Raw genomic sequence first — 12944 nt, forward strand, 5'->3', positions numbered from 1 at the left:
TTTTCTTTATTATGTGAAATATTTTAACAAAATTAATTAAATTAAAGAAAAACATACATAAAAAAAACAAAACCTAACAGGTTTTAGAAACCTGTTAGGTTTATTCCCGGTTACTGTTATATTACAACAAACTTTTTCTTATTATGATCACATTCCTAGCCCCGATAGGAACGTTACCCCACAGCAAGAGCTGGAGAGCCGGAAGGTTTAAGCGTTGGAGGGTATGGCGCGAGGAGTATGAGTGGATAGCGGGAAATAGCTCCTGAAAATTAAGCACAAAAAAAGCCGCTCAAATGAGCGGCTCCTTATTTATCAATGGTTCAAAGATTATTTACCTTCTTCCATTTTTCTTTTCAACTCTGCTAATGCATCGATGTCTCCAAGAGTAGATCTTTCTTCGTTGTTTGAAGAAGAAGATACGTTTCTAGAAGCAGATTCTTTAACGTTTTTCTTTTCTTCGTCTCTGAAGATACCTGTGTGAGAAACTACAACTCTCTTGAATTCTTTGTTGAATTCAATTACTTTGAATTGAGCATCTTCACCTTTCTTGATTTTGGATCCATCTTCTTTCTCTAATAATCTTGAAGGGCAGAAAGCTTCAACCTCAGCATCTTCGAATTGTACAGAAGCTCCTTTATCGTGAACTTCTACAGCTTTACCAGCGTGGATCGTTCCTTCAGCATATTTAGTTTCGAATTTATCCCATGGGTTTTCAGTCAATTGCTTGTGACCTAGAGATAATCTTCTAGCTTGGATATCTAATTCAAGAACTACAACATCTAATTTATCACCTACTGCACAGAACTCAGATGGGTGCTTGATTTTCTTAGTCCAAGAAAGATCAGAGATGTAGATTAATCCGTCGATACCTTCTTCTAACTCTACGAATACACCAAAGTTAGTGAAGTTTCTTACAGTTCCTACATGCTGAGATCCTACCGGATACTTAGCTTCGATGTTTTCCCATGGATCTTTAGATAATTGCTTGATACCAAGAGAAATTTTTCTTTCTTCTCTGTCTAAAGTTAATACTTCAGCTTCAACTTCATCACCTACTTTTACGAAATCTCCAGCAGATCTTAAGTGAGTAGACCAAGACATTTCAGAAACGTGGATTAATCCTTCAACACCTGGAGCGATTTCTACGAATGCACCATAGTCAGCAAGAACTACTACTTTTCCTTTTACTTTATCACCTACTTTTAAGTCAGCAGAAAGAGCATCCCAAGGATGAGCTTCTAATTGCTTCATACCTAATTGGATTCTTGTTTTCTCGTCATCGAAATCAAGGATAACCACTTTTACAGTTTGTCCGTCCTCAAGGATTTCAGATGGGTGGTTCACTCTAGACCAAGAAAGGTCTGTAATGTGGATCAATCCATCTACACCACCTAAGTCAATGAATACACCGTAAGAAGTGATGTTCTTAACAGTACCTTCAAGAACTTGACCTTTTTCAAGTTGAGCGATGATTTCTTTTTTCTGACCTTCGATATCTGCTTCGATCAATGCTTTGTGAGATACAACTACGTTTTTGAACTCAGGGTTGATTTTCACAACTTTGAACTCCATAGTTTTTCCTACGAACTGATCGTAATCTTTAATTGGCTTAACGTCAATTTGAGAACCAGGTAAGAATGCTTCGATTCCGTGAACGTCAACGATCATACCTCCTTTAGTTCTAGATTTAACAAAACCGTTAACGATTTCTCCAGTTTCGTGAAGTTCGTTTACTTTATCCCAAGCTTTAAGCGTTCTAGCTTTTCTGTGAGATAATTGTAACTGACCAGTTTTGTCTTCTCTCTTGTCAACCATTACTTCTACCTCGTCACCTACTTTTAGGCCTTGGTTGTAACGGAATTCGTTAAGAGAAATAACACCTTCAGATTTGAAGTTGATGTCTACGATAGCTTCTTTATCAGTTAATCTTACAACTTTACCAACTAAAACGTCATTATCGTCTAGGTTGTTTAATGATCCGTTGTAGATCTCTTCTAAATCGCTTTTCTCTTTTCTAGCATCAGCGTCAAGACCAGATTCGAAAGAATCCCAGTCAAATTGTTCAGGTGCTACGTTTTGGTTTAATAATAATTCTGCTGAATTTGTCTCTTTTGACATAATTCTAAATAAATTTGTATTCCTTCTCTTCCAACGGTCTTAATCAATGTGACTGAAAAATACGGAAGTTATTAATATTTAATATTTTACTTTCTTAGACCTTTACCACAAAAAGTGGGTGCAAAGATATGATTTTTATTTGAGATAAGCAATAGTTACTCTTTAATCCATTTACCTTGTAAACAATTGATTTTCAATACACATTGAATAATTAAGAATCATCACTTAGCATAGTATGAAAAATCACCAGTTCAGTAAGTTAACTATTCATCTTTTAAAATCTGTTGAATCTATAGTAAAAAGGCTTCGACTCCGCTCAGCCTGACAGTATATAGATTAACAACACAATATTAGAGTTGTCATGCTAAGCGGAGTCGAAGCATCTCGCTTTATTAAAAATTGAGATTCTTCACTTCGCTACGCTCTGTTCAGAATGACAGCAACTCCAAATTAAAAGAACAGGAATAATTCATTCTCACTCTCAAACTCTATCATTCTCAAACCCTCCAACTCTAGAACTCTCAAACCCTAAAATTCACTACCTTTGCACCCATGGAACTACAATCAATTTATCAAAAGCTGCAGATTCAGGATATGAATCAGATGCAGAAATCTACTTATAAAGCGTCTGAAAACAATACAGATATTGTCCTGCTCTCTCCTACCGGCTCAGGAAAAACCCTTGCCTTTTTATTTCCAGTTCTCAGAAATCTAAAAAAAGATGTTCAGGGCGTTCAGGCATTAATATTGGTTCCCGCCAGAGAACTGGCATTACAGATTGAACAGGTTTTCAAATCGATGGGAACAGATTTTAAGGTTTCCGTTTGTTATGGTGGGCATGATAAAAAGATTGAAGTCAATAATTTAATTGAAGCTCCCGCAGTTTTAATCGGAACTCCGGGAAGGGTTACTTATCATGTAAGAAATAATAATTTTGATCCGAAGACAATTAAGACTTTGGTTCTGGATGAGTTTGATAAAGCTTTGGAATTGGGTTTCCATGATGATATGGAGTTCATCTGTAATTCTTTAAAAGGACTTTCCCAAAGGGTTTTAACTTCTGCAACAGCAATGGATGAGATTCCTGCATTTACAGGCTTAAAAGATGAAAAGATCATCAGTTTCCTTAAAGAAAATGACGTAAAACCGGATCTTCAGCTGAGAAAAGTAATGACAATTCCCGAAGAAAAGCTAGATACGTTATTTAACCTGGTTTGCAAAATCGGGAACAAAAGAACTTTGATTTTCTGTAATCACCGTGATGCGGTAGACCGCATTTCTGAGCTTCTTCACCAAATGGGAATCGACAGAGAAACCTTCCATGGTGGAATGGAACAAGACGAAAGAGAACGTGCATTACTTAAATTCAGAAATGATTCTGCAAGAATCCTTATCACAACCGATCTTGCTGCCCGAGGACTTGATATTCCTGAAGTGGAATCTATTGTACATTATCAACTGCCTCCAAAAGAAGATGCTTTCATTCACAGAAACGGACGTACTGCAAGGATGAATGCCAAAGGTTTTGTGTACCTGATCATGAATGAAGATGATAACTTCCCTTTCATCAAAAATGATGTACCTGAAGAAAGTGTTGTCGGATTTACTAAAGTTCCTCAAAAAACACCTTTCCAGACTATCTATATCAGCGCTGGAAAGAAAGATAAAGTAAACAAAGTAGATATTGTTGGATATCTCATTAAAAAAGGAGAATTACAAAAAGAAGATGTAGGGGTTATTGAAGTAAAAGACACTACTTCTTATGTTGCGGTTTCCAGAAATAAAGTGAATGCTGTCCTAAGAAAACTTCAGAATGAAAAACTGAAAGGGAAAAAAGTGAAGATGGAAGTTGCTTACTAAATTTCTGCTCAATATTATGTCATTGCGAACGAAGTGAAGCAATCTCACCCTTATAATCATGTTTAATGATAAGAGATTGCTTCGTCGCTATGCTCCTCGCAATGACACAAAAATTATTTTATTCCTCTTACTCTTGTTGGAAAAGTATACACCGATTTTGAAGCGGTAATGAATAAAACATCATTATTTTCTCCTCCAAATGTTACATTGGATGTCCATTTTTCAGGAATGGAAATATGATAAATCTTCTTTCCTTCACGATTAAAAACATGTACTCCATCTCCGGTTAAATAAAGGTTTCCATGTTTATCGAGAGTCATCCCATCTGAACCCATTTCACAGAATAATTTTTTCTCAGAAAGTTTTCCTTCACCCAGAATATCATAGACATAGGTTTTTCCTGCATCAATGTCTGAAAGGTATAATTTTTTCAACTTTTCACTTCCTACAATCCCATTGGGTTGGGTGAAGGTATCTAATTGATTAATCTTTCCATTCTTATTTCTGTAATAAAGGCTTTTATTAGGTAATTCCTGCTTGAAATCTATCCAATAATCTCTTTCATATAAAGGGTCTGTAAAATACATTCCGCCAAAAATATCGTTCCACACATCATTAGGCCCATTCAACCTTTTTCCTTCAAAATCTTTGAACAGAACTTCTACTTTTTTATCTTTTGAGATCTTCCACATCTCTCCGTTATCATCAGAACAGGTAATCAGGAAACCATCTTTATCAAAGTGAGTTCCGTTTGCCCTTCCCGTTTTATCTAAGAATTCTATGACCTGATTGCTTTTCCAGTCCCAGTAATAAATCTTATCATTAGGCTGGTCGGTAAAATATACATTTCCTTCTTGATCTGTTGACGGACCTTCTGTAAAGCTAAACTTATCAGAAACCATCTGAGGTTTTACACCTTCATAAAACATTTTACTACTATTTACTGATTGACAGTTTACTAATGCGAAAACCAAACCAATCAGACCTGCTTTACTGATATTCTTCATACTTCATTTTTAGATCTGCAATTTACAACTTGAATTGGCTGTTTCAAAAATATTTTCCCATTTTGATACATTATTATCCGGAATTCAAAATGTCCCAATTGTCCTATTTTTGAAGCAGATCATATTAGGAGCCGATGGATATAATTCAGAGCTTTGCAGTAGAGGAATCAATACCGTTTATCTATAGAAAATAAGTTTGACAAACAGGTGTTGATCCGGATGAAAAATATTACCAAAATACTTTTATAGCATACGATAATGAGCGCAGAGTCCAACAACATCAAATCCCTGGAAATTGAAAATGAAGATTTTAGAAATTCGGTAGGAACAATGGATGAGACTGGAAAAAGAAAATGGATCTTTCCCAGAAAACCAAAAGGAAAATATACCAATTACAGGAACTATACCAGCTATGCATTACTTGCTCTTTTCTTTGGGTTGCCCTTTCTAAAGATTAATAATAATCCTTTTTTCCTATTTAATGTTATCGACAGGAAATTCTTTATTATCGGACAACCATTCTATCTTCAGGACTTTTTTATCCTAGCTCTTGGAGCGGTTACCTCTGTTATCTTTGTTATGCTGTTTACCGTAGTTTTCGGAAGAATCTTCTGTGGATGGCTATGTCCGCAAACTTTATTCATGGAAATGGTTTTCCGTAAAATAGAATACTTGATTGAAGGTGACCGAAACAAACAAATGAAGCTCGACAGACAGGACTGGGACGCTGAAAAGATCAGAAAAAGGGTTACAAAATGGTCTGTATTTATTTTGATTTCTATGATCATCTCTACTTTTATGTTCATGTATATCGTAGGTTATGAACAAGTATTCCAGATTATGATTGAGGGACCTGCAGAACATCCTTTAAAGTTTATTACGATGATCTTTTTTACGATGACTTTCTATTTTGTTTTTGCATGGCTTCGTGAGCAGGTATGTACTCTGGTTTGTCCTTACGGAAGACTTCAGGGAGTTCTAATTGATAAGCAGACGATCAACGTATATTACGATTTTAAAAGAGGCGAAGGCCGTTCAAAATGGAGAAATAATGAAGACAGAAAAGCGGCTGGTAAAGGAGATTGTATAGATTGTAATCAATGCGTTGTAGTCTGCCCTACGGGAATTGACATCAGAAACGGACAGCAATTGGAATGCGTAAACTGTACAGCATGTATTGATGCCTGTGATGAAGTAATGGATAAAGTAGGCCTACCTAAAGGTTTGATCCGTTATGCCACTGAATCTGAAATTGAAAATCGTGAGAAATTCAAATTTACTTCGAGAATGAAAGCTACCACGGTCATTCTGGCTCTGTTAGTTGGTTTCCTTGGCTTTTTAATGTATGACCGTGGTTCTATGGAAGCAAAGTTTATCAAACCAGCCGGTTCTACATTCTTTATTAAAGATGGGAAAATAACTAATACATTCATTTACACCCTTCTGAATAAATCGAATGAGAAAAAGATACTTACTATTAAAGTCGTGAGCCCTGAAGATGCTGAAATCACTTACTTCGGATCTGAAAAAATTATCCTGAAGGGAGACCAGATCTTAAAAGGAAATATCAACATTTCTTTCCCGGAAGATAGAATCAAATTCTCTAAACAAAATATGGTCATTGGTGTTTTTGATGAAGAAGGAAAAATGGTAGATTCATTTGAGACCACTTTTGAAGGACCATTTAAGTTAGCACTGTAATAATGTAATAGGAGATTCGGGGTTTGATTAGATATTATACAATCTTTAACTGATAACCATCGCTATTAAATTCAAACCTCGAACTTTAAACTTTGAATATCAAACCAAATTAGGCCTTATATTTCCTCATAAATTGAGTAGGAGTCATTCCGGAATTTTTCCGGAATACTCTTACAAAGTAAGAATATTCTTCGTAGCCTAATCTGAAAGCAATTTCTACGAGATTTTCATTCAGATACATCAGCATTCTTTTAGCTTCCAGCACCACCCTTTCTGTAATAACTTCTGTAGCCGTTTTCTGTACTACAGCCTGCACAGTTCTGTTAAGATGCTTTGACGAAATACCCAACAAAGAAGAATAGTAAGCAATTGATTTGTGTGCTGTAAAATACTGTTCAACAAGGCTTTCAAAATCCTGATAGTGCTTAAAATAGGAAAGTCCAGCAGAAGAGGTCAGCGTATCAAAATCTTTTGAAAACAAACGGGTTGAGTTGATAAAAACCTGAGACATTAAAGATAAGATAAGTCCGTTTTTCATCAGATTATTAGACAGATGCTCTCTTCCTAATTCCTGAAACAAATAGATATTTTTTTCTAATTCCACAGCATCTAGCTGCAGTTTCCTTGGAAAAGACACTGATCCGAAAAAAGGAAAATTTCTGAGTTTCTGGTTCACATAGTGCATTTCATAAAATTCCTGAGAACAAAAGAAAATATACCCATCTATATCTTCTGAAAGCTCCCAGCTGTGAATTTGTCCTGGTGAAAGAAAAAACAAACTTCCTTCTGAAACTTCATATCTTTGGAAATCAATTTCATGAATACCGCTTCCTTTGGTAAAAAGAACCGTAGCATAAAAATCATGCCTGTGAGGTTTTTCTATATGCTGATGCCCCACGATCAAATGGTTTTTCATGGTATTAAAATAAAAATCCGAAGGATTTTTACCCTGAAAAAGATCAATATGAAGTACGGAAATAGAATTCATCCTATAAATAAATGGATGATAAAAGTACTATAAATAAAGCCAAGCCACAAATTCAATATAAAAAAGGACCGACTATTGCCGATCCTTTTCATCTTATTTAATGATTACTATTTTATAACCAGTTTACTGTTGTATACTCCTTTTGAAGAGCTGATGTTGATTACATACACTCCTTTAGGTACATTAACATTCATCTCTTTGGTATTATTTCCTTCGCTTTGATAAGCTGATGAATGGATTAGTCTTCCGCTTGAATCAAATAAAGTAACTTTCACTTCCCCTTTTATATTCTGAGATTTGATAAAGAAATTACCATCACTTGGGTTAGGATATACTTTAATATCATCCGCTAATGGAGATGAAGATATTTCTTTGGTTGACAAAGTTCCTGTCTGGCGGGTACAAACCTGAAGGCTCCATCCATTGATAGTTCCCGCATCACCAGTAAAGTTATCAGATGCAAATAATTTCCATTGGCCCTGTGCGGGATGCCCAACAAAAATTCCTAATGTTTCGTTAGACTTTACTTCTCCTTGGATTGGAGTTGTGCATGTAGCTGCTGCTCCTGCATCACTGAAAGTAGCTAAAATATTATCTTGAGAGCCACATTGTCTGTTCCAAAAAAGAGCAGAGGTACCCATTGGTCCTTCTATTCCTAATGACAGATCTTTTACATAAGGGTGTGTAATAGAAGGAGTAACTTTAATTTTGGTAATGATTCCTGTATTATTAACCATTAAAGGAACTGAAACCATAGGAGATGCAATAGCAGCCTCTCCACCAGGACCGTCTGTAATTGCTACCGGACCTCCACTATAAGTATAGGTTGTACAAGTTTCTCCTGTCACAGCATAATCAATTACAAAGCTAGGACTTACTGCATAATAGATATTATTAACGGCTTCTACCATAATAAATGCATTGGCTGAGGTAGAACCTGCAGGAATTGTGATTTGTTCAGTACCATCATTGGGTGTATTGGCCGAGATAACAGTAAAGGTCTGCCCACCATCCTTAGATAGTTTAATATTAACATTTTCTGTATTAATAGGAGCCTGATTGGTATTGGCAACATCCCAAGTTATAGTAAATATACTTCCCGAAGCCAATGATTGTCCAAATATAGGAGCAGTCACCTTAAATGGACCTGAAGCTGCATCCACTGTTACAACCACTGCATCTTTACTTGTTTGTGGGTCTAGAGGATTATTGTTTCTAACAATAAGATCAAAATTAAGATTTCTTCCTACACTGGATACTGTTTCCCATTTTGTAGTTAAAACTCCTGCCAACACCGTATTAAAATCTGGAAAATATCTGGTGGGCGAGCTCATAGGTTTCACAGATCTAAAAGTAGGTCCGGAAGGTTTTGCAGCGTAAGGAATCGAGTTACTTGCAAACTGGCCTCCGGCCGGATCCATTTGTTCCCATGTGTATGTATATGAAGCATTATTTGCATCCGTTGTTGTTCCCTTTAATACAAAAGCTGTGGATTTAGGGATTTTATAATCTGCTCCTGCATTTACAGAGGGAGCAGCTCCCGTAAAAGGGGTATTAACACCACATGTAATGCTGTTGATTCTATTTTTTATTTCAGTAACATTAAAAGAGTGATAATAAGCATCAGAATTAAACTGTACATCATAACGATTTGTAATTCCGGTATAAGCCATAATCGTTGAACCACTTCCCGGTTCTACTAAAGAGTTTGGATCATTGGATCCGTTTTGGTAGCTGTACGAGTGATTAGCTCCTAATTGATGCCCCATTTCATGAGCGACATAATCTATATCAAAATTATCTCCCTCAGGATAGTTGCTGGCAGTCCATCCCTCGGCTTTTGAAGTATTATCACAAATATCCCCCGGAGCATAGCCGTTTCCATCTTCTTTATCAAAGATATGTCCCATATCATAATTTTCGGAACCTATCTTGGTATCAATATCGTTTTGTATACCTGATATTTCGTCACCTTGCGTAAAAGGATCTGTAGCCGCACTTGTATAAATAATCAGATCATTATTGGCAACCAAATTGAAATGAAGAGATAAATCTTTTTCAAAAACACCATTCATACGGGTAAGACTCGCGTTCATTGCAGCCAGTACTGCTGCTTTTTTTTGAGCTTCTGTAGCTGTACCAGGAAGACCAGCTCCAGTTATATGATACTCTGCATATTCATGGGTACAAGCAATAGCCAGCCTGAAAGTATTAAATCCTGCCGTTTTTTTATTTACAGCATTGTTTTTTTTTTCAATATGATCATCCATAGCTTTATCCATTGTAGAACATTCAAAAGGCTCTTTATCCTGTCCTCTTCTTGCATTGGAATCAAATACAGCATATACTGTTCTATCTTCAGTGTAAGGTTCTATAAATTCTGACATCCCGGAACGGTTTATCATCGAAGAAAACCCGACTGGTGATAAGCTAAATCTTAAATACACACTGGGATCTTCTAATGCCGTCCCTACATAGGATTTAATATCAGGATATTTTGCCTGTAACTCTGGCGCCATATTGGAATATTCCCAGACCTGAAATTTTTCTATCTTTCCTTTAGCAGTAGGAAGAGAGATGACCGCTCCTTTTTGACTTGAAAAGCGGGCTGGAGCATTTTTTAACAATTGACGAAGCTGATTAGCGTCAAGTGAATAAAGTCCTGAAAATTCAAGCTTTTCTTGAGATTTTTTAACTTTTTGAGCTCTAAGCTCGGTTTTTTTCCACTGTGAAAATCCCAGGAAAGGAATCATCAGTGCGATAATAAAGAAATAATGTTTCATATCATTATAGGTTTTTGTGTTTCACTAAGTTATAAAAAAATACTTTTGTTTTTTATTTTTTTCACAATACTATGATATTTTCTTACTATTAAAAAAAATTCATGTAATGACAGTACTTTGCAAGATATATTTGGATGAAACTTTAAAAAATTTTTATCTTTGAAGTTTAGGAGCTGTAAAATGAAAATAAATTTACCTGACAAACTGTATTATTCTATAGGAGAAGTTGCTAAAGCATTCGATGTAAACACTTCATTAATACGTTATTGGGAACAGGAATTTCCTATCATTAAACCTAAAAAGAATAAAAAAGGAAACCGTTACTTTACTCCCGAGGACATCAAGAATCTGCAGATGATCTATCACCTGGTAAAAGAAAAGGGTTACACACTTGATGGAGCTCGTGTTGCGTTGACAACCAATAGCAAAATTTCAGAAACCATTACGATTATAGACCGTCTAGAATTTGTAAAAGCTGAGCTTTTAAAACTAAAAGAATCTTTGGGAGACAAGGATACTGAATAATCTCTTCAGTTTTTATTTAAATATTTCTATACAAAGAGATATAAAATCTTAATTTTTAAAAGATTATAACTTTTTATATTCTAAAATCAACCATTTCAATCTTCGCTATTGCCATGTATGGTTTTTATCAATATGTTTATACACATGATGAGAAAAAACTATTACCAAAAACTGGCCTTTATGGTCATTTTACTGGCTATTCTATTGATCTTCCAGCAATATACAAGCAGGAATAGGGAACCTTTTCCTGAAATAAAATTTATTGCCACGTCCTCAAGTACAGCTAATCTAACAGATTTTGATCCGAATGTTTTAACTTCGAAACAGTGGCAAATGCTCGGCTTTTCTGAAAAACAGGTCTCTACAATTCTTAAATATAAAGACATTGTAGGCGGAAGTTTTACCTCAAAAGAACAGCTGAAAAAATGTTATGCTATTTCTGATGAAAAATTTGAAGATCTGAAACCTTTCATCCTACTTCCTGAAGCAGCTGAAAAAAATACTGTCAAACAATTTAACAGCTTTGATAAGAAAGAAATCAGAATTTCCGGAAAATTCAACCCTGATGTAAAAACGGCTTATGACTGGGCTCAAATGGGATTCAGTGAAAAACAGTCTGAAGCAATTATGAAATATAAAAATTACCTTGGCGGAAGTTTTATCAGCAAGGAGAAATTTAAAGAATGTTTTATCATTTCCCCGGAAAATTACAATAAACTGGAGCCTTATTTACTATTACCTGCCAAAACTCCTGAAAATTTTAGGACAGTCAGAACCAGTTACCCGGAAAAAATAAAAGTACAATACCGTACATTCGATCCTAACCGTTTGGATGTTGAAGGATGGAAGGCGCTTGGTTTTTCAGAGAAACAGGCTCAGACTATTGTCAATTACCGCGACCGAAATCTTAAAGGCAGTTTTAAAGTAATTGAGGACATTCAAAAATGTTTTGTTATTTCCACAGAGAAATTTCAAGAGATGAAACCCTTTATCAAACTCGATCCCGAAATTCTAAAGAAAGAAGAGAAGCAGCAGGAAAAAACAGATTTTTCAAAAACAGATCTCAATAGCATTACTTTCAAGCAGCTTATAGAGTTTGGACTGGATGAAAAAAGTGCCGGCTCTATGATTGGTTTCAGGAAAAAACTGAGAGGTTTTGTCAATAAGCAACAGATTCTGGACACTTATAATATTGATAAAGAACTAGTTCAGAAATTAATATCTATTGCTCCATTGGATACTTCCAATGTTCCCAAATATACATTAGCAGATGCTCCTGAAGAATGGCTGAAAGATCATCCCTATTTTAAATATTCTGCAGATAAGATTATCTTCTACCGGATCACTTACCCTGATGACAAGAAGATCTGGAAGTTTTTGAAATTAAAACCTGAATATGAAGAAAGGATGAAGCTATATTTAAAATAATAAAAACGCACCCACCTATAAATATAAAAATTTATCTCCAATGTTTGATTTATATTTCTATATTTGATATTAAATCAAATGTTTTTTATTATGGTAAGATTTGACGAATTGTGGAAAAATCATCCTGGAAAAGGATCTCAGCCCTGTAATGCAGCGTTATTTCCAAACCAGTGTGCTATCAGAATGAGTGAAGCTCTTCATAAATCAGGTGTTGATTTGATGTCCTTTAAGAAAGTAAGATGTTGGGAGAAACATGAAGATGGATTTAGGCATATATTAAGAGCTCAAGAACTAGCTGATTGGATGCATATGCATCCCGAAATATTTGGAAATCGACTAAAGCTTGAGAGAAAAAAATACCCAAAAATGGACCACAAATCCTTCAAAAATGGGAAAGGAATAATTTTTATTAAAGATGGATGGTCTGAAGGTACAGATCACATAGATATTTGGAATGGGATGTCTTTAAAAGGTGGGGATGCTTTTGATTATTTAGGGAGAGGTACAGAAATTTGGTTTTGGGCTTTAATTTAA

The 12944-nt window shown here is 35.4% G+C and carries 9 protein-coding genes; 5 read left to right on the forward strand and 4 right to left on the reverse strand.

The features are described 5' to 3' along the window. Nucleotides 1-327: 327 nt before the first annotated feature. Entirely contained in the window at nt 328-2118 is a 1791-nt protein-coding gene (gene rpsA / locus AC3HD6_RS14555; RefSeq protein ID WP_488896996.1) for a 30S ribosomal protein S1, read from the reverse strand. Between the two features lie 552 nt (nt 2119-2670). On the opposite strand from rpsA, the gene AC3HD6_RS14560 reads away from it, so the two are divergent. Continuing rightward, nucleotides 2671-3978, forward strand: a complete 1308-nt coding sequence (locus AC3HD6_RS14560) for a DEAD/DEAH box helicase (RefSeq protein ID WP_488896997.1) — start codon at nt 2671-2673, stop codon at nt 3976-3978. Nucleotides 3979-4091: 113 nt separating this feature from the next. On the opposite strand, the gene AC3HD6_RS14565 is transcribed toward AC3HD6_RS14560, so the two are convergent. Further along, nucleotides 4092-4985, reverse strand: coding sequence for an SMP-30/gluconolactonase/LRE family protein (locus AC3HD6_RS14565; RefSeq protein ID WP_488896998.1), 894 nt, complete (start codon nt 4983-4985; stop codon nt 4092-4094). Between the two features lie 258 nt (nt 4986-5243). Between AC3HD6_RS14565 and ccoG the strand changes: the two genes are divergently transcribed. Then, a complete protein-coding gene (gene ccoG / locus AC3HD6_RS14570) occupies nt 5244-6686 on the forward strand; it encodes a cytochrome c oxidase accessory protein CcoG (RefSeq protein WP_488896999.1) in 1443 nt (480 codons plus the stop codon). Nucleotides 6687-6795: 109 nt separating this feature from the next. Here the strand turns inward: ccoG and AC3HD6_RS14575 are convergent, their stop codons facing one another. After that, nucleotides 6796-7674 carry an AraC family transcriptional regulator gene (locus AC3HD6_RS14575; RefSeq protein WP_488897000.1) on the reverse strand — a complete coding sequence of 293 codons (879 nt, stop codon included), beginning with the start codon at nt 7672-7674 and terminating at the stop codon, nt 6796-6798. A gap of 107 nt (nt 7675-7781) precedes the next feature. Beyond that, on the reverse strand, nt 7782-10457 hold the full coding sequence (locus AC3HD6_RS14580; RefSeq protein WP_488897001.1) for a reprolysin-like metallopeptidase: 2676 nt from the start codon (nt 10455-10457) through the stop codon (nt 7782-7784). A 180-nt stretch (nt 10458-10637) separates the two neighbouring features. Between AC3HD6_RS14580 and AC3HD6_RS14585 the strand changes: the two genes are divergently transcribed. The 3 genes from AC3HD6_RS14585 to AC3HD6_RS14595 all read left to right on the forward strand — a co-directional run bounded on the left by AC3HD6_RS14585 (nt 10638) and on the right by AC3HD6_RS14595 (nt 12944). Next, nucleotides 10638-10982, forward strand: coding sequence for a MerR family transcriptional regulator (locus AC3HD6_RS14585; protein WP_068942337.1), 345 nt, complete (start codon nt 10638-10640; stop codon nt 10980-10982). Between the two features lie 144 nt (nt 10983-11126). Next, nucleotides 11127-12410 (forward strand): helix-hairpin-helix domain-containing protein, encoded by a 1284-nt coding sequence (locus tag AC3HD6_RS14590; protein WP_488897002.1) that lies wholly within the window; start codon nt 11127-11129, stop codon nt 12408-12410. A gap of 90 nt (nt 12411-12500) precedes the next feature. Further along, complete coding sequence (locus AC3HD6_RS14595; protein WP_488897003.1) at nt 12501-12944, forward strand: type VI secretion system amidase effector protein Tae4; 444 nt, start codon at nt 12501-12503, stop codon at nt 12942-12944.

The sequence above is a fragment of the Chryseobacterium sp. II3a genome (assembly GCF_057815135.1).